Source organism: Actinomadura sp. NPDC048394 (genome assembly GCF_040651755.1).
Lineage (GTDB): Bacteria > Actinomycetota > Actinomycetes > Streptosporangiales > Streptosporangiaceae > Spirillospora > Spirillospora montaniterrae.
The window spans coordinates 39,625-63,990 of record NZ_JBEZJL010000029.1 but is presented as its reverse complement, the minus strand read 5'-3'; the positions used below and the strand labels follow the sequence as shown (position 1 = coordinate 63,990).

The following is a 24,366-nucleotide window of genomic DNA, read 5'->3' as shown; positions in this document are numbered from 1 at the left end:
GTGTCAATAAGAAGGCAAGTGTCCACTCAAGGGGCCAGGTCAGCGCGGTCGACTGTCATGAACGCGACAATCCGGGCGCCTCCCGCGCTCGGGTTCGCGCGTGGTCGCCCGCCCGGGGCGCCGCCTATGGTCGGCGGACCCGTGGATCAGGAGTGTGATCATGAAACCGTTCCGCCTGCGCCCGAGAGGGAGCACCCTTTCCGCCGGCGTGCTCTTCCTGCTGCTCGCGGCGGCCGCCATCGGCCCGGCGCCCGCATCGGCGGCGTCCCCCGGCCAGGGCCCGGTGGTGCGCGTCGCGGGCGGCGAGGTGCGCGGCAAGGCCGATGCCGCCGGCCGGACCTTCCTCGGCATCCCGTACGCGGCGCCCCCCACGGGCGCGCGGCGGTTCCGGCCCCCGGCCCCGCCCCGCGCATGGTCAGGCGTCCGCGACGCCACCCGGCAGGGTCCGCTGTGCCCGCAGTCGGTCCCGCTGGGAGGCACCAGCGAGGACTGCCTCTACCTCAACGTCTACGCGCCGCCCGGTGCCGTCCACCACAAGCTCCCGGTGATGGTGTGGATCCACGGCGGCGCCTACATCCTCGGATCAGGTGCGGGCTACGACCCCGCCCCGCTCGTGGCCACGGGCCAGGTCATCGTCGTGTCGATCAACTACCGGCTCGGCCCCCTCGGGTTCATGGCGCTGCCCGGGCTCGCGGGCGAGTCCACGTCGACGGGGAACTACGGGCTCCTCGACCAGCAGGCGGCCCTCCGCTGGGTGCGCGCCAACATCGGCGCCTTCGGCGGCGACACCCGCAACGTCACGGTCTTCGGTGAATCCGCCGGCGGCAACAGCGTCTGCATGCAGCTGATCTCCCCGCCCGCGCGGGGCCTGTTCGACAAGGCGATCTCCGAGAGCGGGGGGTGCGTCGGCACTCCTCTGGGGCCGAGGCCGCTGAAGAACGCTTACCGCATCGGCCAGGAGTTCGCGGACTCCCTGGGATGCACCGATCCGCGCACCGTCGTCGCGTGCCTGCGCAGCCGGCCCGCGAGCAAGCTCGTCGGCGACTTCGGCGGGCTGTTCAGGCTCGACGACCTCAGCTGGGAGCCGGTGATCGACGGCAGCGTGGTCAAGGAGGACACCGCGTCGGCGATCAAGGCGGGCCGCTACAACAAGGTGCCGCTCATCGTCGGAAGCAACAACGACGAAGGCCGGCTGTTCACCGCCCTCGGATACCACCTGCAGCAGCTCCGGCACGCGAAGGCCGACGACCTGGACAGGACGATCGACCTCAGGACGCCCGCGGCTGCCGCCGCGATGCGCGCCACATACCCGCCTGCCTCGGCCGGTGACGCCGACCTGGCCCTGTCCGCCTACACCACCGACGGCCTGTTCGCCTGCCCCGCCCACTTCACCGCCCAGGCCGCGGCATTGTCCCGCTCCCAGCCGGTCTACCAGTACGAATTCGCCGACCCCAAGCCGCCGTTGTCGGGCTTCGACCCGCTGATGCCCCTGGGCGACTACCACGCGTCCGAACTGTTCTACCTCTTCAGGACAGTTCAGAGCCTCCCGCCGGTGCCTGGGCTGAACGCCGCCCAGCAACGCCTGTCGCAGCAAATGCTGAGCTACTGGACGACCTTCGCCAGAACCGGCGCCCCCAACAGCCCAAGCACCCCCAACTGGCCGGCCCTCGCCCCCGGAATTGCACCGATACAGCGCCTGACCTCCGAGGGAACCGGGCCGTTCACCACGTTCGCCCGCGACCATCACTGCGGCGTCTGGGCCGGAGCCACCGGCTGAGCCGGGACCTTCCGGGAACGGACGCCGATCGCGGACGGGCCCGGCTCACCGGCTCCTCGGAACCAGCCGGTTTCCGGCCGGTGATTTCACCGATGCCCGCGGACGGCACGACGCTTACCGTGGCGATCCCCGACCGGAAACCGGCTCGTCCCGAAGCCCGCACTTCCACCCCCCGGCGCGGAACGCGCAGGAAAGAGGCACTCGATGACCCTCTCCAAGCGGACGGCTTCCTCCACGCACCTGCGGCGGCTCGCAGCGGTCGCGGTCGCCGGCGCCGCCGGCACCGCGGGCCTGACCGCGGCCTCCGGCATCACGACCGCCGCGTCGGCTGCCTGCTCCGATGTCGACGTCGTATTCGCCCGCGGCAGCGGCGAACTCCCCGGACTCGGAATCGTCGGCACCCCGCTCGTCAGCGCGATCAGGGCCGACCTGCCGGGCAGATCCGTCAGCGCGTACGCGGTGAACTACGCCGCCGACCTCGCCCAGACCAGCGCCGGCCCCGGGGCGACCGACATGAGCAACCACGTCAGGTCCGTCGCCGCGGCCTGTCCCAACACCGCGTTCGTCCTGGGCGGGTACTCGCAGGGCGCGAGCGTCACCGACATCGCCATCGGCATCCCGACCCTGCTGGGAATCGGCGGCACCATTCCCACGAGCCTGGCCCCGCGCGTCAAGGCCGTGGTGGTCTACGGCAACCCGCTGCGCCTGTACGGACAGACCATCAACACCGCCAGCCCGCTGTACGGACCGAAGGCGAAGGAGTTCTGCAACCTCGGCGACCCCGTCTGCGCCAACGGGTTCGACGTCACCGCGCATCTCACCTACCCGATCAACGGCACCGTCCCGCAGGGCGCCCGATTCGCCGCCGACAGAGTAAAGGCTGGAACCAGCCTGACCCGGTGAACCCCGCGCTCAACCGGGCCACCCGCCGACGACAGGGCGAGTAGCGGGCTTCGGCCGGGCCACGGGAGCACGAGAGCCCCGGCGCCCGTGCGCCTCGAATCATCCCCTTGCAACATGCGCGCCGCCGTCACGCTGAGCGCTGGAGCCCCGTGCTGATCGGCAACGTCAGCCTCACCACGCTGCGGAGGCTCTCAGCACGGTTGACGGCAGCGGTCGGCGGCGCGCCGGCGTGTTGCGGACCGGCCGCCGGCAGCACCGGTGACCAGGACGCGCTCGCCCCTGGCGACCCGGCCGACCGGATCGACCGCGGCCTACGCCGTGGTCATGGGCGAGTAGCAGGTGGCGGCGAGCGCCGCATCCGCGTCGTCAGGGATGATCCGTACCGCCGCATGCGGCGCGGTCACCTGCTCGGCCCAGGTACCGGGCCGTTCCAGTCCGATACCGCCGCCCCGGACCAAGACCCGGCGTCCGAGCAGCGATTCGTCGCCGGCGCTCACCCTGCCGATACCCGCGGTGCCAGGGATGAACGGCAACTCGGGGCGGTAGGTGAAGGTCCCGGACATCAGCGTGAGGTCCAGATGCGTGACCGCGGCGGCCTCCATGTCGACGGTCACCTCCTCGGCCCCAAGGCGCGGTGGCACAACGTCCTCAACAGCCGGGGCGGTGTTCCACCGGTGCAGTCGGGCAGCGAGCATGACGGACTCCAATGCGTTAGGGACTCTGCGACATGAGAAGCGGGCGCCGGGTCGACGAGCTCTACCGCTTGACAAGGGCAGCGAAGTGGTGTGGCTCGGCCTCCGCGCGATCCTGTTTCAGCAGGCTAAGCGGTGAGTTCGCGCTGCTGGACGCCGGGGCTGACGGGCAAGGAGGTGGACGCGGCCGCCGTCGTCGGCTGGGCTGGTTCTGCTCAGTCGCGGTGCCGTTGGCGGGGAGCGTGGGCGTGGCGTTCGCTGTACAGGCGGCCGGCGATGGAGCCGAGGTGGACGACGACGCCGACGGCGACCAGCCAGGACATGATGACCATGACGACGCCGATGGAGCCGTAGCTCTGCTTGTTGGAGACGATCTCGTCGGAGAAGAAGCGGGACGAGAAGGCCCCCAGCCCCACCCAGAACAGGCCGGTGGCCAGTGCCGAGGGCAGCAGGGACATCCAGTCGGCGGCTTTCCCGAGCAGGACTTTCATCGTCCACCACCAGAACAGGACCGCCAGCGCCAGGCCGGTCAGGCCCTGGAGGACCGGTCCGGCGAGGGGGCCGAGGGGGCCCAGGGCCCAGCTGAGGGCGGCGTGCGCGGCGCCGTAGCCGAGGAGGCCGGCCAGCCAGGCGGCTTGGGCGGCCAGATCCCGCAGGCCGCGGCCGGGCAGGTCGAACACCCGCCGGTACCAGCCCTGGAGTGTTCCTGCCACGGCCAGGGCTCCGAGGATCAGCAGGCAGGCGCTGATCACGGTCGAGGATCCGGTGGCGGGGGTGGCGGCGAACAGGCCGGCCACGGCGTGCGAGGCCGGTTCGTCCAGGCCCAGCCAATGGGTGACGACGGTGGCGGTGTCCTGACCGGCCGCCGTGGTGATCACGATGAGGAACGGGAAGAAGCACAGGATCGCCAGCGCGGCCAGCTGGATGGAGTTGCCGAAGAAGTCGACCGCCGTCATCCGGGTCCACAGCGGGTTCTCCTTGACCGCCTTCAGGCGTGGAGCGGCCCACTCCTGGCTCGCCCGGTAGAGGGTGCGACGCCGTGGCCGAGACGGTGGCCCGAGCCGGTGAACCCCGGACGGTTCGGCGCTCATGTGGCAGACCTTCCCTGGCACCGCACCGCCACCTACCAGCCAGCATACGCACCTCGCCGCAACCGGCGCCGCTGGCGAAGGCCAGGCGATCCAGCCGCGAATCTCCTCCGAATGGGGTGAATCGCGCGGGCTCGTCTCGGACGAGCCTCTTCCCTGTCGGCCGTGCCAACTGGGAGGTGCCACACGTCAGAACGGACGACGGCGCGGCGGTAGGAGGCTTGCAGCGTCGGCTCGCCAGGCAAGCCACTACTGAGCGTTACGTCTGGCGACCTCCCGTCCGCACACCATTGCCCGCCGCACTCCCACGTTGGCGGCAAACGATGTGTGCCGGCTGCGCCGCGACCGCAAACTCGGCCCGGCCCGCATCGGGGCGATCCTGGGCATAGCGCCCTCCACCGTGCACTGCGTCCTGACCCGTCACGGGCTGGCGCGGCTAGCCTGGCTCGATCGGCAACAGGCCGTTGCGCGCTGGCCCGGGACCGTGGCTGGTCCCGGGCCTCGTTCTATGGGGCGTTTTGTTCAGGCGCTCTGGCGGGCGGCGGTGACGGCGTCGATTCGTGGTCGTGCGGCCATGGTCCTCAGCTTGGACTGGGGCGGGTCGGCGGGACGGCGCCAGTGCCAGTCCGTGACGGCCTGGTAGGCCGCCACCACTTCCAGGAGCCGGTCCTCCTCGTACGGGCCGCCACCGAGGATCGTGCCGACAGGCACTCCGGAATCGAATCCGATCGGGAAGCCGATCTCGGGCAGCCCGAGGATGTCGAAGGGGACCGGACCGGTCTGCAGGAGGACATCGCAGTCGTTCAGCAGCCCGTCGAGGACCTGGTGGAGCAGGTGGGTCTTGGCGCGCTGCCCGGTGATCCACTCGTCGCCGGACAGCATCAGGCCGCCGAGCCAACTCAGGACCGAGACTCCGAACAGCTTGAGGTCCTTCTGCAGCCAGGGCCGGAACGGTTCGGTCCGCTCGGACAGGCGCACGTCGTTGAACGCCCCCGTCAGCAGGGACCAGTCGTCGGGGTAGGAGACCGGGACGGTCCGCGCCCCGGGGATCGCGTCCAGGGCGGCGAGGAACGTCTTGCGCAGCGCGAGCACCGGCGCGCTTACTCCGGTCAGGTAGTCCGGGGGGACGCCGATGCGCGTGGTGCGCCGCAGCCGGACCTTGCCGTTGGCGCGCACGGGCGTGGCCGCGCGGACGAGGTCGGGCACCGCGGGCAGGCCGAGGGTCCGCACGTCATGGGGGTCGGGCCCGGCGAGCACCGTCATCATGATCGCGGCGTCCAGGGCGTCGCGGGCGAGCGGTCCGCTGTGGTCGCGGGTGAACGACAGGGGGATGACCCCATAGATCGAGGTGCGGCCCATGGTGGGCTTGAGCCCGGTCAGGTTCTGCTGGTTCGAGGGCAGCACAATGCTGCCGCCGGTCTGCGTGCCGATCGACGAGGTGGCCATCCGTGCGGCCACGGCGCAGGCGGGGCCGGTCGAGGAGCCGCCGGGATCGACCGAGGGGTCGGTGGGCGTCCAGGCGTTGACGGTCGTGATCCGGCCGTCGGGGGTCGTCGCCCGGGTGGTGGCCAGCGGCCCCATCTGCCCCTTGCCGATGACGATCCCGCCCGCGTTCTTCAGCCGGGCGACACCCGTCGCGTCATAGCCGGGAACGAACTGGTCGAAGATGAACGAGTTCGCGGTCGTCCGGACCCCGGCGGTGAAGTAGTTGTCCTTGATGCACAGGGGGATGCCGGAGAGCGGGCCGCCGCGCTGCCGATCGGCTCTCCTCGCGGCGGCGAGCGCCTGCTCCCCGGTCACGGTGACGAACGCCTGGTAGGTGCCGTCGTAGGCGGTGATGCGGTCCAGGTGCGCCTGGACGAGCCGCACCGCGCTGATCTTGCGGCGGCGGAGCAGCGTGGCCGCCTCCGCCAGGGTCGCCTCGGTGGGATCGGCCGCCGCCTCCGGACGTACCGGGACGTCGGGGATCGTCAGCCGGCGGGTGGTGGCGAGGGCCGGCGTCGTGCCGGGCGCGGTCGCCAGGGCCGCGGCGGCGGTCACCGCGCTCGAACGCGCCAGGAACAGCCGGCGGGAGACCGAGCGGCTCATCGGGTCGCCGTCCAGGCCGTGGTGATCGAGGGGTACTCCAGTGGCGGATCGGCCTGCTGCGACAGCGCGGCGGAGTCCGGGCCGTCCGCCGGCGGCCGCCAGCCGCCGATCGCGGCGGGCCGTCCGCCGGGCCGCGCGCCGCCGCTCTTCGCGCCGGCGAGGAACGTCCGCAGGTACTCCATGGCCTGCGCGCGCGACGGCGCGCCGGTCGTGGCATCGGGCGACTCGGGAAGCTGGTTCAGATCGACCCCCGCCAGCGCCAGCCGCGCCGTGATGAAGGCGTCGAGATCGTCATCCGACGGTAGGCCCATCGGCCCTCCTCCGCTTGTAGATCATGAACGGTGAGGAAATCGGATGACCGTTTCCGGCATATTTCGCCAGTGTCGTAACCACGTAACGCCTGAGGTGGCGCGGTGGGCTCAAGGCGTGACCAGGACGGCCGAAGGCGCGGACCGAGCCGTTCCGGCATCAGACGGCGAGGAGGTTCTTGACCTCGTCGGTGTGCAGGTCGGCGGCCGTGCCGGAGTGCCGGACCGTGCCGCCGTCGAGGATGACGAAGGCGTCGGCCAGGCGGAGGGCCAGGTCGAAGTACTGCTCGACGAGCAGGACCGCGAGCCCGCGGTCCCTGTGGAGTTGCTCGATGGCCTCCTCGATCTCGCGGATGATCGACGGCTGGACGCCCTCGGTCGGCTCGTCGAGGATGAGGAGGCGTGGCCGGGTCACCAGGGCGCGGGCGATCGCGAGTTGCTGCTGCTGCCCGCCCGACAGGAAGCCGGCCCGGCGTTTCAGCAGCCCGGTCAGCCGCGGGAAGACCTCCAGGGCGTCGTCGACGGCGGTCCGGTCGGCCGGTCCTGTCGCCTCCAGGGTCACCTGGAGGTTCTCCCAGACGGTGAGCTGCGGGAACGTCTCGTGCCCTTGCGGCACGTAGCCCATGCCCGAGCGGACGCGCTGGAAGGTGCGCGTCCGCGTCACGTCGGTGCCGTCGAAGGTGACCGTGCCGGCCGTCGGGGGAAGGAGGCCCATGATCGAGTTGAGCAGGGTGGTCTTCCCGACCCCGTTGCGGCCCATGACCGTGACGAGTTCGCCCTGCCGTACCGTCAGGTCCACCCCGAACAGCACCTGGGACCTTCCGTACGCGGCCTGCAGCCCGCTGACCTGGAGCATCATCTCGGCCATGCCGTCTCTCCGTTCGTGCTGAGGCCGTCGCCCGCCGCCTGGAGCGGCGCCCGCTCCTCGCTCATGGCGTCTTCTCTTCTCTCGGGCGGCCGAGATAGACCTCCTGGACGCGGGCGTCGGCCTGGACGGCGGCGACGTCCCCTTCCATGAGCACGCTGCCCTCGTGCAGGACGGTCACCTGGGACGCGTACCGCCGGAGGAACTCCATGTCGTGCTCGACGACGATGACCGTGTGGTCCTTCGCGATCTCGACGAGCAGCTCGCCCGTCCGGTCGCGTTCGGTGCGGCTCATGCCCGCCACGGGTTCGTCGAGCAGCAGCAACCGGGGCCGCTGCGCGATCAGCATGCCGATCTCCAGCCACTGCCGCTGGCCGTGCGACAGCACTCCGGCGGGCCGGTCCGCGATGCCGGCCAGCCCGGTCCGCTCCAGCGCGGTCGCGACGGTCTCGGACGTGCCGCGCCGCTGCCGGAGCAGCGTGGGCAGCGGGCGGCGGAAGCAGGCGGCGAGGTCGATGTTCTCGGCCACCGTGAGCTCCTCGAAGACCACGGAGGTCTGGAACGTCCGCCCGATTCCGAGGCGCACGATGCGGTGCTCGCGCCGTCCCAGCAGGGAGGTGCCGGCGAAGGCCACCGATCCGCTCGCCGGCCGGGTCAGGCCGGTGATGACGTCGATCAGCGTGGTCTTCCCGGCCCCGTTGGGCCCGATCAGGAAGCGGAGCTCGCCCTGCCGCACGGTGAGGTCGACGCCGGTGAGGGCGCGGAACCCGCCGAAGACGACCTCCAGCCCGCGGATCTCCAGCAGAGCGGGGGCCACCGTCGCGGAGGCGGGAGGGGAGGGGGAAGTCATGGAGTGGCCACCTCCTTCTGTCCGTGCGTGGGCTCCGCCGGTTCCGGGGCGGAGGACGGACCGCGGCCCGTCCGGCGCCGTGCGATCGCCTCGGCGGCCCAGCGGGCGGCACCGGCGACGCCGCCGGGGGCCACCATGATGACCAGGATGAACATCAGGCCCTGCAGGTAGACCCAGCCGCTCGGGTACTGCTCGCTGAAGGTGGTGTGCGCCCAGTTCAGCAGGACCCCGCCGAGGGCCGCCCCGGCCAGCGAGAACCGTCCGCCGATGGCGACCGCGACGACGAGCTCGATGGACGGGACGACGCCGAGCAGCGAGGGCGAGATGATGCCGACGACCGGCACGTACAGGGCGCCGGCGATGCCCGCCATCGCGGCGGAGACCGCGAAGGCGACGGTCTTGACGGTGGCGGGGTTGTAGCCGAGGAACCGGACCCGGTCCTCGCCGTCGCGCACCGCGACCAGCAGCCGGCCGAAGCGGCTCTTCATCAGCTGGCGGGCCAGGAGGTACAGGGCGCCGAGCACGAGGGCCACCACGAAGTAGAAGATCCGTTTGGCGCTGTCGGTCTCCGGGTCCCGGCCGAAGACGTCGTAGAAGTGGGTGAGCCCGTTGGTGCCGCCGGTGAGGCCCTGCTGGCCGACGAGCCAGATCGTGAAGGCGGCGGCCAGCGCCTGGCTGAGAATGGCGAAGTAGGCGCCGCGCACGCGCTGGCGGAACACCAGGAGTCCGAGCAGCGCGGCCGCGGCGGCGGGCACGACCACCGCGGCGGCGATGGCGAACACGGGATTGGAGAAGGGCTTCCACAGCAGCGGCAGCCGCTCCACACCGCTCCAGACCATGAAGTCGGGGAGGTTGCCGGGGCCGGCGTCGTGGAGCTTGAGGTACATCGCCATCGAGTAGCCGCCGAGCCCGAAGAACACGCCCTGCCCGAGGGTGAGCATGCCGCCCTGGCCCCAGGCGAGCCCGATGCCGAGCGCGGCGATCGCGAAGCACAGGTACTTGGCGAGCAGGCCCAGCCGGAACGGGTCCAGGACGGCCGGCGCGACCACGAGGACCAGCAGCGCGACGGCCGTGAAGAGCGCGGGTCCGCGCAGCCGGGCGGTCATGTCAGCGCCCGGCTGCGCAGGACGAACAGCCCCTGCGGGCGCGCCTGCAGGAACACCACGATCGCCGCGAAGCCGATCACCTTGGCCAGGCTGGCGTCGGTCCAGAACTCGGCGTAGGAGTCCAGCAGGCCGAGGGCCAGCGCGGCGATGACCGCGCCGCGGAGCCGGCCGAGGCCGCCGGCGACCACGACCAGGAAGGCGTCGACGATGTAGTAGGTGCCGAGGTTGGGGCCGATCGGGCCGATCAGCGTCAGCGCGACGCCCGCGATCCCGGCGAGGCCGGACCCGATGAAGAAGGTGATCTGGTCGACCCGTCCGGTGTCGATGCCGCTGCACGCGGCGAGCTGGCGGTTCTGCATCACCGAGCGCATCCGCCGGCCCTGCCGCGTCCTGCTCTGGTACGCCCAGATCGCGAGCGCCGAGACCGCGGCGAGGACGATGATGAACAGCCGGGTGTAGGGCAGCTGCGACCCGAACATCCGGACGCCGCCGTCCAGCCAGCCGGGGGCGCGCACCTGGACGTTCGGCGCGCCGAAGATGTCGCGCGCGAGCTGCTGGAGGACGAGGCTGACCCCCCAGGTGAGCAGCAGCGTGTCGAGCGGCCGGCCGTAGAAGCGGCGGACGGCCGCCCGCTCCAGGACCAGGCCCATCGCGCCGGCGACGGCGAACGCGACCGGGAGCGCCGCCAGGACCGCCTCTCTTCCGGTCCAGTCCTGCAGGACGTACGCCGTGTAGGCGCCCGCCATCATGAACTCGCCGTGGGCCATGTTGATCACGCCCATCTGGCCGAAGGTGAAGGTCAGGCCGAGGGCCACCAGCATCAGGACGGCTGCGATGCTGAGGCCGATCGGCAACTGGCTGAGCAGGGCTTCCATGCGACTCCTCGGTGCCCGTGGTCGGCGGGTCCGCCGGGCCGCGCCGTCATTGGGCGGGCCGGGGCCGCCCGATGACGGCGGCGGGACGGGTCAGGACAGGCCGGCGGCCCACGGGTAGCTCTTGAGGTAGGGGTCCGGTGCGATCGGCTTGCCGGAGTCCCACACCTCCTTGATCGTGCCGTCGGGCTGGATCACGCCGATGCGGGCGGTCTTGTACATGTGGTGGTTGGCGCCGTCGATCGTCACCTTGCCTTCCGGCAGGTCGAGGGAGATGCCGCCCGCGGCCTTCTTCACCGCCTCGACCTCGGTCGTCCCGGCCTTCTGGACGGCCGCCGCCCACAGCTTGACGGCGTTGTAGCCCGCCTCCATCGGGTCGGAGGTCACCTTGTCCGCGCCGTACTTGGCCTTGAACGCCTTCACGAACGTCTCGTTGGTCTTGCCCGGGGTCGTCATGTAGTAGTTCCAGGCGACGAGCTGGCCCGCGACGTTGTCCACGCCGATCCCCTTGACCTCCTCCTCGGCGATGCTCACCGACATCACCGGAAGGGAGGACGCCGTCGCGCCGGCGCTCTTGAGCTGCTTGAAGAACGCGACGTTGCTGTCCCCGTTGAGGGTGTTGAACACCGCGTCCGGCTTCGCCTGCATGACCTTGTTGACGAGCGTGCTGTACTCCGTCGCACCCAGCGGGGTGTACTCCTCGCCGAGAATGGTCATGCCATTGGCTTTGGCGTAGGCCTTGATCTCCTTGTTCGCGGTGCGTGGGAAGACGTAGTCGCTGCCGACGAGGAATATCTTCTTCTTGCCCTTCTCCTTGAGGTAGTCCAGGGCGGGCACGATCTGCTGGTTGGTGGTCGCGCCGGTGTAATAGATGTACGGCGAGCTTTCCAGGCCCTCGTATTGCACCGGATACCACAGGAGTGCCTTGTTGCGTTCGAAGACCGGCAGCATCGCCTTGCGGCTGGCCGACGTCCAGCCGCCGAAGACGGTCGCGACCTTGTCCTTGCGGATGAGCTTCTGGGCCTTCTCGGCGAAGGTGGGCCAGTCGGAGGCGCCGTCCTCGACGACCGGCTGGAGCTTCTTGCCGAGCACTCCGCCGGCGGCGTTGATCTCGTCGATCGCCATCAGCTCGGAATTCTTGACGGTGACCTCGCTGATGGCCATGGTCCCGCTCAGCGAGTGCAGGACACCGACCTTGATGGTGTTCCCGCTCGCCGCCGCCGTTCCTCCCGAGGATTCCGAATCACCGCAGGCGGCGAGGACAGCAGCGTCGCGGCGGCCAGGGAGGCCAATACCGGCAGAGATTTCCTGAGCACGTACCACTCCTTGCGGACAGGCCCCGAAACCGGTGGGCGGATCGCTCACCGTGTGAGTCGGGTTAATGCAAGCCGCGAGCTGTGTCCTCGGTAATTCTGCTCTGTATCCGGTGCGTCAACTGAACCTCACCGGCGGGACCTGCCCGGTGCCGGCCCTGGTGTGTGTTCTCAACCGCTCGCGAGGCTCTCGCCGTGGACGAGCCGGCGGCGGAGCGCCGCGGAGTCGGCCGCGAGCGCGGTGACCAGGACCCCCGGTCCCGCGAGCGGCATGACCGCGAGCCCTTCGGCGGCATGGGGCTCCTTCGCCAGTCCGGGACCGACGAGCAGCACGCTTCCGGTGCAGCGCGCGCCGCCCAGGACCGCGCCGCTGGTATGCAGGGTGCGGTCGGGCAGCCGCAGCTCATGCCGCAGGACCGGGTCGCCGCCGTGGGTGACGTCGACGCGGGCCGTGTAGCGGCCCGGCGGTTCGCCGTGCCGGCCGAGGACGAGCTCCTCGCGCCATCGCAGGGTGGCGCCGTCCGCGAGCGTGATCTCGGTGACCGAACGGTGGTGGCATCCTGCCGCCGCGACCGCCGGCTCCAAGGCGAGGTCCAGGTGCCCGCCCGGCCCGACCTCGGCCCGCACGTGCGCTCCGGACTCGCCGTCGCCGGGGAGCAGCAACGCGCTCGCGACGGACCGGACGGCCAGGACGGCGCCCGCCGCGACCTCCAGTTCGAGGTGCAGCTCGTCCCCTCCGAGGGGTCCCGCGGCGGCCCCGACCAGGTAGACGGCGTCCGGGGCGGCGCGCAGCGCGTACGGACCGTCGGAGCGCAGCGTCGCCAGCCGGGTCCGCCCGTCGGCGCCGAGTTCGGCGTGGACGGCGGCGCGCGCCGTGTAGTGCCGGGTCACGGAGCCCCGGGCGCGGCCGCCGCCCGCGCGGCGCCCGCCGCGGACCGGGCCTCGTGCGTCTCGGCGAGGACGGACCGGACCCAGCCGGCCACCTCCGGAGCGCCGGGGCGCTCCCGCAGCGAACTGAAGATCACCGGCTTTCCGCGGCGCACCCGCGCCGCGTCGCGGTCCATCACGCCGAGGTCGGCGCCGACGAGCGGGGCCAGGTCGGTCTTGTTGACGACCAGCAGGTCCGCGCCGCTCACCCCGGGCCCCCCTTTGCGCGGGACCTTGTCGCCGCCGGAGACGTCGAGGACGAAGATCTGCCGGTCGACGAGCCCCCGGCTGAACGTCGCGGTGAGGTTGTCGCCGCCGCTCTCCACGATGACGAGGTCGAGCGGCGCGTGCCGCCGCTCCAGCGACTCGACGGCGTCGAGGTTGGCGGAGATGTCGTCGCGGATGGCCGTGTGCGGGCAGCATCCGGTCCGGACGGCGGCGATCCGGTCGTCCGACAGCACCGCGTTGCGGCGCAGGAAGTCGGCGTCCTCGGTCGTGTAGATGTCGTTGGTCACCACGGCGAGGCGGAGGTCGTCGCGGAGCGTCCGGCACAGCGCCGCGACCAGCGCGGTCTTGCCGCTGCCGACCGGACCGCCGACGCCCAGCCGCAGGGCCCGCCCGCGGGCCGGCGGCGCCGGGTGGGGATCGTGATCGTGGTTCGCGCCCATCGTGGCGTCCTCTCTGGCGGCGCGTCCCGGCCGGGACGATCGCCGCCCTGCTCGTGGTGGCCGTGGGTGGTGGTCTGTGCCGCGGGGTCAGGATTCGAACAGGCGCAGGTCCGCCTGGAGGTGCAGTTCGGCGAAGATGTCGAGGGCGGGTGCCGACGCGGCCGGAAGGTCCCGGGGATCACCGCGCGCGTGTCCGGCGGCCTCGGCGGCGACCGCGTCCACCTGCGGTGCCAGCTCCGCCAGTGCGCGGTGCACGGCCAGCGGGTCGAGTCCGAGCAGGCGCACGGCCGCGGACGCGGGGCCGGTGACCGCCCCGTACGCGCCGATCGAGGCGGCGTAGGCGGGGGAGCCGCCGGTGACGGCGACGGCGGCGCCGAGGACGAGGGGGTGGTGCGGTGCGGAGAAGGCCGCGAGGGCGTCCAGCACCGGGTGCGGCGACATCTCGCGGACGGCGCGCAGCAGCGACCGGCCCTGGGCCCGGGAGGCCCGGCGCCCGGCGGGCGACGGCATCCGGGCGTCGGCTTCGGCGTCGAGCACCGACCATCCCTCGTCCCCGCCAAGGCCCCCGTCCCCGCGGCGCGTATGCGCCGCTCCCTCCACGGCGCGGGCCGCGTGGCCGCAGGCGGCGGCCGAGAGCGCGGCGGCGACAAGTCCGGTGGTGGCGAGGCGTCCGCGCAGGAAGGCCGTGAGCGTCGGAAGGTCGGTGACCGCACCGGCCTCCGCCGCCGGTTCCAGCCCGCCGGAGTGGGCGTGGCCGCCCGCCGGGAGCCGCGAGTCGGCGAGGAGCAGCAGCGATGCGGGCAGGGCCATCAGAACAGGAAGTAGCGCTGCGCCATCGGCAGCTCGGTCGCGGGGGCGGGCTCGACCTCGTCGCCGTCGATCGACACCGTGAAGGTGTCCGGGTCGACGTCGATCCGGGGGAGCGCGTCGTTGAGCACCATGTCCGCCTTGCCCACCAGGCGGGTGTCCTTGACCGGCACCAGAGCGCGGTCGACCTCGAGCCGGCCGGCCAGGCCCGCGTCGATGGCGGCGGGGGCCACGAAGTGCACCGAGGTGGCGGCGGCGGTGCGCGGCGCGGCACCGAACATCGGCCGGGGCAGCACCGGCTGCGGCGTCGGGATCGACGCGTTGGCGTCGCCCATCGCCGCCCAGGCGATGACCCCGCCCTTCAGGACTACCTGCGGGCGGACGCCGAAGAAGGCGGGATGCCACAGCACCAGGTCGGCGAGCTTGCCCGGCTCCACCGAGCCGATCTCGCCGTCGAGCCCGTGCGCGATGGCCGGGTTGATCGTGTACTTGGCGACGTAGCGGCGGGCCCGCAGGTTGTCGGCCGGCTCCGCGGCGCCGCCCCCGCCCGGGGAGCCGCGGCGGAGCTTCATGACGTGCGCGGTATGCCAGGTGCGGATCACCGTCTCGCCGATCCGTCCCATGGCCTGCGAGTCCGAGCCGATCATCGCGATGGCGCCGAGGTCGTGCAGGACGTCCTCGGCGGCCATGGTCGTCGGCCGGATGCGCGACTCGGCGAAGGCCAGGTCCTCGGGCACGGACGGGTTCAGGTGGTGGCACACCATGAGCATGTCGAGGTGCTCGTCGAGGGTGTTGACGGTGTGCGGCCGGGTCGGGTTGGTGGAGGAGGGCAGCACGTTGGGATGCGCGGCGATGGTGATGATGTCGGGCGCGTGCCCGCCGCCCGCGCCCTCGGTGTGGTACGCGTGGATCGACCGGCCGGCGATGGCGCCGAGCGTCGACTCGACGTACCCCGCCTCGTTCAAGGTGTCGGAGTGCAGGGCGACCTGCACCCCGGACGCGTCCGCGACGCGCAGGCAGGCGTCGATGGCCGCCGGGGTCGAACCCCAGTCCTCATGCAGCTTGAAGCCGGACGCTCCGGCGCGCAGCTGCTCCCACAGCGCCTCCTCGCCGACCGTGTTGCCCTTGCCGAGGAGCGCGACGTTCACCGGCCACGAGTCGAGCGACTCCAGCATCCGGGCCAGGTACCAGGCACCGGTCACGGTCGTGGCCTTCGTCCCCTCCGCCGGGCCCGTCCCGCCGCCGATCACGGTCGTGACCCCGGCGCCGAGCGCCTCGTCCAGCAGCTGCGGGCAGATGAGGTGGACGTGGGAGTCGACCGCCCCGGCGGTCAGGATGCGGCCGTTGCCCGCCAGCACCTCGGTGGACGGCCCGATCACCAGGTCCGGGTGGACGCCGTCCATCGTGTCGGGGTTGCCGGCCTTGCCGAGCGCGACGATCCTGCCGTCCCGGATCCCGACGTCGGCCTTGACGACACCCCAGTGGTCGAGCACCACGGCCCCGGTGACGACCAGATCGAGGGCACCGTCCGCGCGCGTGGTGCGCGCCTGCCCCATCGATTCGCGGATCACCTTGCCGCCCCCGAAGACCACCTCGTCGCCGGCTCCCGCGCCGCGGCTCCGGTCCTCGGTCACCTCGATGAACAGGTCGGTGTCGGCCAGCCGGATCCGGTCGCCGACCGTGGGGCCGTACAGCTGCGCGTACCGGGCCCGCGACAGGTCAGCCATCCAGCGCTCCGGCCTGCTCGGGCCGCAGACCCGGCACCACCCGGTTCCCGGCCAGCGGCACCAGCGCGACCTCCCGGGTCAGGCCGGGCTCGAACCGCACCGACGTGCCCGCCGGGACGTCGAGCCGGTGTCCCCAGGCCGCGGACCGGTCGAACTCCAACGCCGGGTTCGCCACCGCGAAGTGGTAGTGCGACCCGACCTGGACGGGCCGGTCGCCCGTGTTGACGACGGTGACGGCCGTGCGCGGCCGGCCGGGGTTGAGCGCGACCGGCGGCCCGTCACCCGGGACGACCTCGCCCGGAACGAGGGGACGCCCGCTCACGGGATCGGCCGGTGGACGGTGACGAGCTTGGTGCCGTCGGGGAACGTCGCCTCGACCTGCACCGAGTCGAGCATCTCCGGAATGCCTTCCATGACGTCCTCCCGTGTCAGCACCGTCCGGCCGGACTCCATCAGCTCGGCGACCGACCGCCCGTCCCTCGCGCCCTCCAGCACGTGGACCGCGATGACCGCGGTCGCCTCCGGATGGTTGAGCCGCAGGCCGCGAGCGCGGCGCTCCTGCGCGACCGACGCGGCGACGTGCAGCAGCAGGCGCTCCTGCTCATGTGGGCTGATCAGCACGCTCCGGACCCTACTGGCCGGAAGCGAACACGGCGCCAGGTGAATTGCGGATTTAACACCGAATTAACGTGCTCGGCACAGGGAACCCCGAGCCGTCCTCCACGAGAACGGAATTACGCCATTCCCCGAACCCGTACCGGAAAACGCCAGAACCTTTTGGAAGCCGGCGCTCCGCTGCGTCAGGGGGTGGCCGGTTTGCGGGCGGTGACGAGGCGGGTCGGGACCCACGGGCTGCCCCACCACGCGCGCCAGCCGAGGCCGCGCACGCGAATGTCCTGGGCGTTCAGCCGGGCCAGCACCGCGGCGTACTGGCGGGGCGTCCGCGCCAGGTCGGCGATCAGCAGGCGGCCGCCCGGCCGCAGCACCCGGTACGCCTCGGTGATCGCCTGGGCGCGGGCGTCCGAGCCGAAGATGGTGTGCACCGTCAGGCTGGACACGACCAGGTCGAAGCTCGCCTCCGCGTACGGGAGTCTGCGCAGGTCACCTCCTTGCACGCGAACGCGGTCGGCGACGCCTTCGGCGCGGGCGTTGCGCAGGGTCGCCGCCGGGGTGTTGCCCGACTGGTCCCGTCCGCGCCACAGGTCCACGCCGACCGCCCGCCCCTGCGGGAGGCGCCGGGCGGCGGCCAGCAGCACGGCGCCGCGTCCGCAGCCGAGGTCGAGCAGCCGTTCGTCGCCACGCAGGTCCAGCTCGTCCAGCACCTCTCGCCAGACCAGGAACTTGCCGCGCAGGGTGGCGTGCAGGCTCAGGGCCAGGCATCCCGCCAGCAGGGTGCCGGACACCAGCGCAGGCAGCGCGGCGGCCAGATCGGCGGTGACCACCATCACCAGCCCGGTGCCCCAGAACCCGAGCACGACCAAGCCCACGAAGCCGAACCCGTAAGGCGCATCCATCCCATACCGCGCGGCAGGCATCCCGCAACTCTGCCACAAACCGGCCGCTCGGGGGCGACCACGATGCCAGCGTCGATATCTGGGCTATCTAGGTCAATTCGGTGTTCGGTTAAGGCTTATCTTTGCTCCGCAAAAGAACCGATCATCATGCCTTTCTGGCCGATCAGGGAATCGGTCTCATGGATGACTGCCATCCGCAGGAGTGATTTCCGCTTGAGTCTCCTCGTAGGTCAGAGTTAGGACATATCAAGGAGGACGTTGATGACCCCTGGCTCGCATGCCGGCCGCCTGGCCGGGAAGGTCGCGTTGATCTCTGGTACCGCTCGCGGTCAGGGGCGCGCGGCGGCCCTGCGCTTCGCGGCCGAGGGGGCCATGGTGGTGGGCGGCGACCTGCTCGCCGGCGAAGCGGCCGAGACCGCCGCGCTCGTCCGCAAGGCAGGCGGTGTCATGGACGACGCGAGCCCGCTCGATGTCACCGATGAGGCGTCGGTCCGCGGGTGGGTCTCCCGCGCGGTCGCCGAGCACGGCCGTATCGACATCCTCTACGCCAACGCCGGAGCCGTCCGTTTCGGTGCCGTGGACGTCCAGTCCTATGCCGACTTCTCCTTCACCCTGCGCGCCGAGCTCGACTCCGTCTGGCTCTGCGCCCACCACGCCTGGCCCTACCTCACCGCCGCACGCGGCTGCATCATCACGGTCGGATCCACTGCGGGCATGACGGGCTCACTGACCAACCAGCGCACCGCGCATTCCGCTTCCAAGGGCGGCGTCATCGCCCTCACCCGCCAGCTGGCCGCCGAAGGCGCCCCGCACCGGGTGCGCGCGAACTGCATCAGTCCCGGAATGATCGACACCGCGGGCTCTCGCGGCGACCTGCTCGCGCCCGACCACCCCATGCGCTCCATCCAGCGCCACATCCCGCTCGGCCGCCTCGGCGATCCCAGCGACGTCGTCAACGCCGCCGTCTTCCTCGCCTCCGACGAGGCCACCTACATCACCGGGGCCAACCTGGTCGTGGACGGCGGCTGGTCCACCGTCCTGCCAGGCGCAGTCCCTGAAGGATGATGCTCGCGCGATCGTCGAACGCGGGGTGACCAGGAATTTACCTGGGCGTTTCCTGTGACCCTTGCCACCGCTTCAAAGTGTATGCAAAAGTGTGGGCACCTTCGGAAGGGAGGCCGCCGTGGTGGGAACCGGCGTGCGGGCGCGGGCAGGCAGCGCGCTCTACAACGAGGTCGTCGACTGGATGGACGTCGAGGCCGAGTTGCTGGACGACTACCGGGAACGCGAGTGGCTGGAGGGCATGGTCAGCCGCGACGTCGTCTACCAGGTGCCGCTGAGGCAGACGGTGGAGCGGGCGCGCGGGACCGGCTTCCTGCCGGGAACGTTCCATCTCGACGAGTCGTACGGTTCGCTGCAGAGCCGGGTCGCCCGCAACGAGACCGCGTACGCCTGGGCCGAGGACCCGCCCTCCCGGATCCGGCACTTCGTCACCAACGTGAAGGTCACCGACCTCGGCGGCGAGCAGGCCGGAGTGCGCAGCAACCTGCTGATCTACCGCACCCGGCAGGAGCAGACGCAGCCGCAGCTGCTGTCCGGCGAGCGCAGGGACGTGCTGCGCCGCGAGGACGGCGTGCTGCGCCTGCTGCGCCGCGAGGTCCTGCTGGACCTCACCGTGATCGGCACCCACAACCTTTCCATCTTCTTCTGAGGGGGCACGCGATGGCACGGAGCGAGCAGCTCCTCGACGACCTCGCCGAGGGCGTCGCGCGAGGCGAGGTCCCGGTCGGCATCTTCGGCGACCAGGAGATCTACGACCGCGAGCTGCGGTCGATCTTCGGCCGGTGCTGGGTCTACCTGGCGCACGAGTCGGAGATCGAGGCGAAGGGCGACTACGTCCTGCGCAAGATCGGCGAGGACAACTTCATCGTCGTCCGGGACGAGCAGGGCGAGATCCAGGTGCTGTTCGACGCCTGCCGGCACCGCGGCGTGCAGGTGTGCCGGTCGGACTCGGGCAACACCTCCCACTTCCGCTGCCCGTACCACGGCTGGACGTACAACACGAAGGGCGACCTGGTCGGCGCCCCGCTCTGGCGGAACGCGTTCGGCGGGATGCCGAAGGAGGGCAACGGGCTGTCGAAGGTCGCCCGCGTCCGCTCCTACCACGGGCTGGTCTTCGCGACGCTCGACCCGACGGCGCCGGAGCTGGAGGAGTACCTCGGCGGCATGGCCTGGTACCTCGACCTGCTGTTCGGCCTGAACGAGCACGGCATCGAGATCATCGGCGCGCCGCAGCGGTTCGTGATCGACGCGAACTGGAAGTCGGGCAGCGACAACTTCTCGGGCGACGACTACCACCTCGGCACGCTGCACCGGTCGGTGTGGGAGATCGGCGCGTTCCCCGTCCCGTTCCGGGAGAACATGATGGGGTACCACATCCAGGCCTCGCCGGGCCATTCGCTGTCGTTCTCGATGGCGCCGACCGAGGACGAGCCCGGCCCGAAGTTCTTCGGCTTCCCCGAGGACGTCGCCGCGACGTTCGACACGTCCCGGATCAGCGAGCACCAGCTCGACATCGCGCGCCGCTCGCGGGTGATGGTCGCGAACGTCTTCCCGAACTTCTCGATCCTCGCGCTGCCGATGACCGAGGACGGCGCGCACCATCCGCCGACGGGCGTGATGACGATCCGGACGTGGCAGCCGCACGGCGTCGGCCAGGTCGAGATCTGGAACTGGTTCTGCGTGTACAAGAACATGACGCCCGAGCAGAAGGACCGGGCGTACCGCGCGGGCCTCGGCACGTTCTCGATGGGCGGCGCCTTCGAGATGGACGACACCGAGCCGTGGATCACGGTCAGCCGCACCGGCCGGTCCGTGGCGGCGGACCTGCTCGACTTCAAGCTGAACTACCAGATGGGGATGCCCGGCGTCGGGATCGCGAAGGAGGTCCCCGACTGGCCGGGGCCCGGCATCGCGTACTGGACGCGGTACGAGGAGGGCGTCCAGCGCAACCTGTACCGGTTCTACGCCGACATGATGCGCGCCGAGCCCGGCAGCTGGCCGAAACTGACGTTCGAATGAGCGACTGGATCGCGGCGACGCGGGAGCGGTACGGGCGCGGCGGCCTTGCCGGCCGGCTGGCCTGGGGCGATCGTCCGGCGGTGGTCGTGGTGGACCTCATCGAGGGGTTCACCGATCCCGAATGCCCGCCCGGCTCGGACCTGGACGCGGTGGTGGCGCGCACCGGCACGCTGTTGGAGCGCGCGAAGTCGGCGGGCGTCCCGATCTTCCTCACGACGATCGCCTACACCCCGGACGACCTGGACGGCCTCGTGTGGCTCCGCAAGATGCCCGCGCTCCGCGCCCTGACCCTGGGGTCGCGGTGGGTGGAGGTGGACGGGCGGCTGCCCGTCCGCGAACCGGTGATCGTCAAGAAGGCGGCCTCCGCGTTCGCGGGCACCGACCTCGCCGCGCGGCTCGCGGCCGAGCGGGTGGACACGCTCGTCGTGTGCGGCGCGACCACGTCCGGCTGTGTCCGAGCGACCGCCGTGGACGCCTGCGCGCTGGACCTCGCGGTGTTCGTCCCGCGCGAGTGCGTCGGCGACCGCGAGCCCGGCCCGCACGAGGCGAACCTGCTGGACATCGACGCCAAGTACGGCGACGTCGTGGGGATGGAGGAGGTGCTGGCACGGTGGTGACGACGACGCTGACCGGCCCCCGGCTGCTCACACCGGGGCCCCTGGATCTCGCCGCCGAGCGCGGGCGCGGCACGTACGACCCTCCCGCGTGCGGCGACGTGATCGCAGAGCTGGCGGCCGCCGGGCTGCGGGGAAGGGGCGGCGCCGGGTTCCCCGCGCACGTCAAGTGGCGTGCGGTCGCCGACGCGCCCGGCCCGCGCGTGGTCGTGGCGAACGGCGAGGAGGGCGAGCCCAGCTCGCGCAAGGACCGGTGGCTGCTGACGAACCGTCCGCACCTGGTGCTGGACGGCCTGCTGCTCGCCGCCCGCACGGTCGGCGCGGACCGCGCCGTCGTCTACCTCTCCCACGCGGAGACGGTCACGGCGGTGCGCGCCGCCATCGCGGAGATGCCCCCGCTCGACGGGCCCGTCCCGGAGGTCCACGTCGTCGAGCCGACTTACGTGGCGGGGGAGGAGACGGCCGTGTGCCGGTCGATCGGCGGCGGCCCGGCGCTGCCGCTGGCCCGACCGCCGCGCGTGTGCGACTCCGGCGTGGACGGCCGCCCGACGCTCGTGTCGAATGTCGAGACGCTCGCGCACGCCGCGTGGATCTCCCGGAACGGCGCCGCCGCGTACCGCGAGAACGGCACCGAAGACTCGCCCGGCACCACGCTTGTCACGCTGACCGGCGCATGCGCGGCGCCCGGCGTGTACGAGGTGCCGTTCGGCCTGACCGTCGCGGAGCTGTTCGCCCACGCGGGCGGCTTCACCAGCGAACCCGCCGGGTTCGTGATGGGCGGCTGGTTCGGCGGGCTGCTCGGCCCGTCCCACACCGGGACGACCTGCACCTACGAGGCGGTGCGCGCGGCCGGCTCCGGGCTCGGCTGCGGTGCGATCACCGCGCTGCCCGCCGGGACGGACCCGCTCGCCGTCGCCGCCGACATCACCGCCTGGTACGCCCGCGAGTCGGCGCGGCAGTGCGGCGTCTGCGCCAAGGGCACCGCCGCGATCCGCGACGTGTTCGCGGCGCTGAAGGACGGCACGGCGACCGACAAGGACCGCGGCAACCTCCAGCGCTGGGGCGAGACGCTCCCCGGACGCGGTGCCTGCGCGTTCCTCGACGGCGCCGCCGGATGGGCGCGGACCGTCCGCGCCGAGTTCCCCACCAGCTTCGAACGAGACCTCGGACGAGAGGAGACCTGACATGAAGGTGTTCGTCGACGCGACCAAGTGCAGCGGCTACGGCACGTGCGCGGAGATCGCCCCCGACCTGTTCCAGCTCGACGACTGGGGCTACGCGTCGGTGATCGGCGACGGCGTCCCCGCCGACCCGGACGCCGCGCGCCGCGCCGCCGCGCAGTGCCCCGAGTCCGCCATCACGATCGAGGACTGAGCGTGGACCTCGAACTGGGCGGCAAGGTCGCGCTCGTCACCGCCGCGAGCCGCGGCATCGGCGCGGCCATCGCCGGCCTGCTCGCCGCCGAGGGCGCGGACGTCGCCGTCAGCGCCCGCAAGCCGGAGGCCGCCCCGGGCCGCACCCCCTACCCGGTGGACCAGTCGGACCCGGCGGCCGTGGAGCGGCTCGTCCCCGACGTCGTCGCCGCGCACGGCCGGCTCGACGCGCTCGTCATCAACACCCCCGGTCCGAAGATCATGCCGTTCCTGGAGACCGTCCAGGAGGACTGGACGCTGGCCTACGACCAGCTCGTCCGGCCCGCCGTGCAGCTGGCGTCCGCCGGTGCCCGGCAGATGGCCGAGCAGGGCGGCGGCTCGATCCTGTTCATCACCTCGACCTGGGTGAAGCAGCCGGCGCCGGGAGGCGTGCTGTCGGCGTCCATGCGGTCGCTGCTGTCGGCGCTGGCCAAGCAGATGTCGCTGGAACTGGCGCCGCACGGCGTCCGCGTCAACCAGCTGATGCCGGGGGCGACCGGCACCGACCGGATGCGGAACATCGCCGCCGCGAAGGCCAGGGCGAACGGGACGACCGAGGACGAGGAGCACGCGAAGGTCGTGTCCGCGATCCCGCTCGGCCGCTGGGCCGAGCCCGCCGAGATCGCCCGCGCCGCCGCCTACCTGCTGTCCCCCGCCGCCGGGTTCGTCACCGGCGAGGCGTTCGCGGTCGACGGCGGCGCGCTGCGCTCCACCCTCTGAGAAAGGACTACGACATGCCGAAGACCCTGCGGGAACTGTTCGTCGACCAGTACCGGCTGTGCGCGCTCAAGCCATCGGAGACGGTCGCGGTGATCTCCGAGCTCGGCAAGAAGACCGACTACGCGGAGGCGGCCGTCGCCGCCGCGCGCGACGTCGGCGCGGGCGCGCTGGTGCTGACCGCGTCGAGCCTGTCCAACCCGCTGCTGCCGCCCTACGAGGCGGACGGCCGGGAGGTCGCGGCGCTGCTGGCGGCCGCCGCCGAGTGCGACCTCGTCATCGACGTGACGGTGGAGGGCCTGATCCACTCCGACGTCCGGACCCGGATCACCGGGAACGGCAAGCGGATGCTGTTCGTCGCCGAGCCCGCCAACGTGCTGGAGCGCCTGATGGGCGACGAGAAGCTGCGGGCGGTCGTCGAGGCGGGCGGCCGGCGGCTGAAGGCCGGGAGCACGCTGCGGGTGACGTCCGCCGCCGGCACCGACCTGACCGCCGACATCTCCGGCGAGGACCTGCCGATCACCCACCAGTGGGGCTACGTCGACGAGCCGGGCCGCTGGGACCACTGGCCGAGCGGGTTCGTCGCGTGCTTCCCGCACGACCGCACCGCCGAGGGGACGATCGTCCTGCAGCCCGGCGACGTGCTGATCCCGTGGCAGCGCGCGGTCCGCGACACGGTGACGATGACGATCGAGAAGGGCTTCATCACCGAGGTGAAGGGCGCCGGGAACGACGCGTTCGTCCTGCGCGACTACTTCGACGCGTGGGACGACGAGAACGTGTACGCCGTCTCGCACATGGGCTGGGGCGTGCACCCGATCGCCCGCTGGTCGGCGTTCGAGGTGTACGAGCCGCGCTCGCTGTACGGGCAGGAGCTGCGCTCGACCTCCGGGAACTTCATGTGGTCGACGGGCCCGAACCGGTTCGCGGGCCGCGAGACCCCGGCGCACCTGGACATCCCGATGCGCGGCTGCACCGTCGAGATCGACGGGCACGCGGTCGTCCGCGACGGGGTGCTGACGGGCGAGGAGGCATGA

General features: G+C 71.9%; 26 protein-coding genes and 1 pseudogene. 11 read left to right on the top strand and 16 right to left on the bottom strand.

All coding sequences use genetic code 11. The annotated features are described in order from the left end of the window. Nucleotides 1-160: 160 nt before the first annotated feature. Together AB0C78_RS22330 and AB0C78_RS22325 are read left to right on the top strand one after the other, a co-directional pair. Entirely contained in the window at nt 161-1,777 is a 1,617-nt protein-coding gene (locus tag AB0C78_RS22330; protein ID WP_360750808.1) for a carboxylesterase family protein, read from the top strand. A 204-nt stretch (nt 1,778-1,981) separates the two neighbouring features. Continuing rightward, the gene (locus tag AB0C78_RS22325) at nt 1,982-2,680 is read left to right on the top strand and encodes a cutinase family protein (RefSeq protein ID WP_360750806.1); all 699 of its coding nucleotides are present in this window, start codon (nt 1,982-1,984) and stop codon (nt 2,678-2,680) included. Between the two features lie 311 nt (nt 2,681-2,991). Here the strand turns inward: AB0C78_RS22325 and AB0C78_RS22320 are convergent, their stop codons facing one another. Together AB0C78_RS22320 and AB0C78_RS22315 are read right to left on the bottom strand one after the other, a co-directional pair. Further along, entirely contained in the window at nt 2,992-3,294 is a 303-nt protein-coding gene (locus AB0C78_RS22320) for an alcohol dehydrogenase catalytic domain-containing protein (RefSeq protein ID WP_360750804.1), read from the bottom strand. Between the two features lie 293 nt (nt 3,295-3,587). Continuing rightward, complete coding sequence (locus AB0C78_RS22315; protein WP_360750802.1) at nt 3,588-4,463, bottom strand: YhjD/YihY/BrkB family envelope integrity protein; 876 nt, start codon at nt 4,461-4,463, stop codon at nt 3,588-3,590. A gap of 268 nt (nt 4,464-4,731) precedes the next feature. Between AB0C78_RS22315 and AB0C78_RS22310 the strand changes: the two are divergent. Continuing rightward, nucleotides 4,732-4,914: pseudogene (locus AB0C78_RS22310) on the top strand (IS481 family transposase); the annotation flags it as partial. Nucleotides 4,915-4,982: 68 nt separating this feature from the next. Here the strand turns inward: AB0C78_RS22310 and AB0C78_RS22305 are convergent. The 14 genes from AB0C78_RS22305 to AB0C78_RS22240 all read right to left on the bottom strand — a co-directional run bounded on the left by AB0C78_RS22305 (nt 4,983) and on the right by AB0C78_RS22240 (nt 17,478). Beyond that, nucleotides 4,983-6,548 carry an amidase gene (locus tag AB0C78_RS22305; RefSeq protein ID WP_360750800.1) on the bottom strand — a complete coding sequence of 522 codons (1,566 nt, stop codon included), beginning with the start codon at nt 6,546-6,548 and terminating at the stop codon, nt 4,983-4,985. Further along, on the bottom strand, nt 6,545-6,859 hold the full coding sequence (locus AB0C78_RS22300; RefSeq protein ID WP_360750798.1) for a hypothetical protein: 315 nt from the start codon (nt 6,857-6,859) through the stop codon (nt 6,545-6,547). Before AB0C78_RS22300 ends, AB0C78_RS22305 begins: the two co-directional genes overlap by 4 nt. 157 nt (nt 6,860-7,016) lie before the next feature. Then, complete coding sequence (gene urtE, locus AB0C78_RS22295) at nt 7,017-7,724, bottom strand: urea ABC transporter ATP-binding subunit UrtE (protein WP_360750796.1); 708 nt, start codon at nt 7,722-7,724, stop codon at nt 7,017-7,019. 61 nt (nt 7,725-7,785) lie between these two features. Continuing rightward, nucleotides 7,786-8,571 carry an urea ABC transporter ATP-binding protein UrtD gene (gene urtD / locus AB0C78_RS22290; protein WP_360750794.1) on the bottom strand — a complete coding sequence of 262 codons (786 nt, stop codon included), beginning with the start codon at nt 8,569-8,571 and terminating at the stop codon, nt 7,786-7,788. Continuing rightward, on the bottom strand, nt 8,568-9,677 hold the full coding sequence (urtC, locus tag AB0C78_RS22285; RefSeq protein ID WP_360750792.1) for an urea ABC transporter permease subunit UrtC: 1,110 nt from the start codon (nt 9,675-9,677) through the stop codon (nt 8,568-8,570). The genes urtD and urtC overlap by 4 nt, the downstream gene beginning before the upstream one ends. Next, a complete protein-coding gene (gene urtB, locus AB0C78_RS22280) occupies nt 9,674-10,552 on the bottom strand; it encodes an urea ABC transporter permease subunit UrtB (RefSeq protein WP_360750790.1) in 879 nt (292 codons plus the stop codon). Before urtB ends, urtC begins: the two co-directional genes overlap by 4 nt. A gap of 90 nt (nt 10,553-10,642) precedes the next feature. Then, nucleotides 10,643-11,872, bottom strand: coding sequence for an urea ABC transporter substrate-binding protein (gene urtA, locus AB0C78_RS22275; protein WP_360750788.1), 1,230 nt, complete (start codon nt 11,870-11,872; stop codon nt 10,643-10,645). A gap of 161 nt (nt 11,873-12,033) precedes the next feature. Next, nucleotides 12,034-12,753, bottom strand: a complete 720-nt coding sequence (locus tag AB0C78_RS22270; RefSeq protein WP_360750786.1) for an urease accessory protein UreD — start codon at nt 12,751-12,753, stop codon at nt 12,034-12,036. After that, nucleotides 12,750-13,457, bottom strand: coding sequence for an urease accessory protein UreG (gene ureG, locus AB0C78_RS22265; RefSeq protein ID WP_360750784.1), 708 nt, complete (start codon nt 13,455-13,457; stop codon nt 12,750-12,752). The genes AB0C78_RS22270 and ureG overlap by 4 nt, the downstream gene beginning before the upstream one ends. A gap of 87 nt (nt 13,458-13,544) precedes the next feature. After that, entirely contained in the window at nt 13,545-14,267 is a 723-nt protein-coding gene (locus tag AB0C78_RS22260) for an urease accessory UreF family protein (protein ID WP_360750782.1), read from the bottom strand. Beyond that, the gene (locus AB0C78_RS22255) at nt 14,267-15,991 is read right to left on the bottom strand and encodes an urease subunit alpha (protein WP_360750780.1); all 1,725 of its coding nucleotides are present in this window, start codon (nt 15,989-15,991) and stop codon (nt 14,267-14,269) included. Before AB0C78_RS22255 ends, AB0C78_RS22260 begins: the two co-directional genes overlap by 1 nt. Then, on the bottom strand, nt 15,984-16,313 hold the full coding sequence (locus AB0C78_RS22250) for an urease subunit beta (RefSeq protein ID WP_190861216.1): 330 nt from the start codon (nt 16,311-16,313) through the stop codon (nt 15,984-15,986). Before AB0C78_RS22250 ends, AB0C78_RS22255 begins: the two co-directional genes overlap by 8 nt. After that, nucleotides 16,310-16,612 carry an urease subunit gamma gene (locus AB0C78_RS22245; protein WP_089329508.1) on the bottom strand — a complete coding sequence of 101 codons (303 nt, stop codon included), beginning with the start codon at nt 16,610-16,612 and terminating at the stop codon, nt 16,310-16,312. The genes AB0C78_RS22250 and AB0C78_RS22245 overlap by 4 nt, the downstream gene beginning before the upstream one ends. A 179-nt stretch (nt 16,613-16,791) precedes the next feature. Then, a complete protein-coding gene (locus tag AB0C78_RS22240; protein ID WP_360750777.1) occupies nt 16,792-17,478 on the bottom strand; it encodes a class I SAM-dependent methyltransferase in 687 nt (228 codons plus the stop codon). Between the two features lie 288 nt (nt 17,479-17,766). Here AB0C78_RS22240 and AB0C78_RS22235 point away from each other — a divergent pair, with 288 nt between their 5' ends. From AB0C78_RS22235 to AB0C78_RS22200, 8 genes are all read left to right on the top strand, one after another. Then, complete coding sequence (locus tag AB0C78_RS22235) at nt 17,767-18,570, top strand: SDR family NAD(P)-dependent oxidoreductase (protein ID WP_360750913.1); 804 nt, start codon at nt 17,767-17,769, stop codon at nt 18,568-18,570. 118 nt (nt 18,571-18,688) lie between these two features. Next, nucleotides 18,689-19,216 (top strand): aromatic-ring-hydroxylating dioxygenase subunit beta, encoded by a 528-nt coding sequence (locus AB0C78_RS22230; protein WP_360750775.1) that lies wholly within the window; start codon nt 18,689-18,691, stop codon nt 19,214-19,216. An 11-nt stretch (nt 19,217-19,227) separates the two neighbouring features. Then, a complete protein-coding gene (locus AB0C78_RS22225) occupies nt 19,228-20,586 on the top strand; it encodes a Rieske 2Fe-2S domain-containing protein (protein WP_360750773.1) in 1,359 nt (452 codons plus the stop codon). After that, a complete protein-coding gene (locus AB0C78_RS22220) occupies nt 20,583-21,203 on the top strand; it encodes an isochorismatase family protein (RefSeq protein WP_360750771.1) in 621 nt (206 codons plus the stop codon). Before AB0C78_RS22225 ends, AB0C78_RS22220 begins: the two co-directional genes overlap by 4 nt. Beyond that, on the top strand, nt 21,197-22,384 hold the full coding sequence (locus tag AB0C78_RS22215) for an NADH-ubiquinone oxidoreductase-F iron-sulfur binding region domain-containing protein (protein ID WP_360750769.1): 1,188 nt from the start codon (nt 21,197-21,199) through the stop codon (nt 22,382-22,384). Before AB0C78_RS22220 ends, AB0C78_RS22215 begins: the two co-directional genes overlap by 7 nt. Nucleotide 22,385: 1 nt before the next feature. Then, a complete protein-coding gene (locus tag AB0C78_RS22210; protein WP_151538546.1) occupies nt 22,386-22,574 on the top strand; it encodes a ferredoxin in 189 nt (62 codons plus the stop codon). 2 nt (nt 22,575-22,576) lie between these two features. Beyond that, nucleotides 22,577-23,332 (top strand): SDR family oxidoreductase, encoded by a 756-nt coding sequence (locus AB0C78_RS22205; RefSeq protein WP_360750767.1) that lies wholly within the window; start codon nt 22,577-22,579, stop codon nt 23,330-23,332. A gap of 14 nt (nt 23,333-23,346) precedes the next feature. Further along, a complete protein-coding gene (locus AB0C78_RS22200) occupies nt 23,347-24,366 on the top strand; it encodes a hypothetical protein (RefSeq protein ID WP_360750765.1) in 1,020 nt (339 codons plus the stop codon).

What these genes read in the sequence shown, in the direction of transcription:
- AB0C78_RS22330 (WP_360750808.1), top strand. Translation starts at nt 161, where the DNA reads ATGAAACCGTTCCGCCTGCGCCCGAGAGGGAGCACCCTTTCCGCCGGC.
- AB0C78_RS22325 (WP_360750806.1), top strand. Translation starts at nt 1,982, where the DNA reads ATGACCCTCTCCAAGCGGACGGCTTCCTCCACGCACCTGCGGCGGCTC.
- AB0C78_RS22315 (WP_360750802.1), bottom strand. Translation starts at nt 4,463, where the DNA reads ATGAGCGCCGAACCGTCCGGGGTTCACCGGCTCGGGCCACCGTCTCGG.
- AB0C78_RS22305 (WP_360750800.1), bottom strand. Translation starts at nt 6,548, where the DNA reads ATGAGCCGCTCGGTCTCCCGCCGGCTGTTCCTGGCGCGTTCGAGCGCG.
- AB0C78_RS22300 (WP_360750798.1), bottom strand. Translation starts at nt 6,859, where the DNA reads ATGGGCCTACCGTCGGATGACGATCTCGACGCCTTCATCACGGCGCGG.
- urtE (WP_360750796.1), bottom strand. Translation starts at nt 7,724, where the DNA reads ATGGCCGAGATGATGCTCCAGGTCAGCGGGCTGCAGGCCGCGTACGGA.
- urtD (WP_360750794.1), bottom strand. Translation starts at nt 8,571, where the DNA reads ATGACTTCCCCCTCCCCTCCCGCCTCCGCGACGGTGGCCCCCGCTCTG.
- urtC (WP_360750792.1), bottom strand. Translation starts at nt 9,677, where the DNA reads ATGACCGCCCGGCTGCGCGGACCCGCGCTCTTCACGGCCGTCGCGCTG.
- urtB (WP_360750790.1), bottom strand. Translation starts at nt 10,552, where the DNA reads ATGGAAGCCCTGCTCAGCCAGTTGCCGATCGGCCTCAGCATCGCAGCC.
- ureG (WP_360750784.1), bottom strand. Translation starts at nt 13,457, where the DNA reads ATGGGCGCGAACCACGATCACGATCCCCACCCGGCGCCGCCGGCCCGC.
- AB0C78_RS22260 (WP_360750782.1), bottom strand. Translation starts at nt 14,267, where the DNA reads ATGGCCCTGCCCGCATCGCTGCTGCTCCTCGCCGACTCGCGGCTCCCG.
- AB0C78_RS22255 (WP_360750780.1), bottom strand. Translation starts at nt 15,991, where the DNA reads ATGGCTGACCTGTCGCGGGCCCGGTACGCGCAGCTGTACGGCCCCACG.
- AB0C78_RS22235 (WP_360750913.1), top strand. Translation starts at nt 17,767, where the DNA reads ATGACCCCTGGCTCGCATGCCGGCCGCCTGGCCGGGAAGGTCGCGTTG.
- AB0C78_RS22225 (WP_360750773.1), top strand. Translation starts at nt 19,228, where the DNA reads ATGGCACGGAGCGAGCAGCTCCTCGACGACCTCGCCGAGGGCGTCGCG.
- AB0C78_RS22220 (WP_360750771.1), top strand. Translation starts at nt 20,583, where the DNA reads ATGAGCGACTGGATCGCGGCGACGCGGGAGCGGTACGGGCGCGGCGGC.
- AB0C78_RS22210 (WP_151538546.1), top strand. Translation starts at nt 22,386, where the DNA reads ATGAAGGTGTTCGTCGACGCGACCAAGTGCAGCGGCTACGGCACGTGC.
- AB0C78_RS22200 (WP_360750765.1), top strand. Translation starts at nt 23,347, where the DNA reads ATGCCGAAGACCCTGCGGGAACTGTTCGTCGACCAGTACCGGCTGTGC.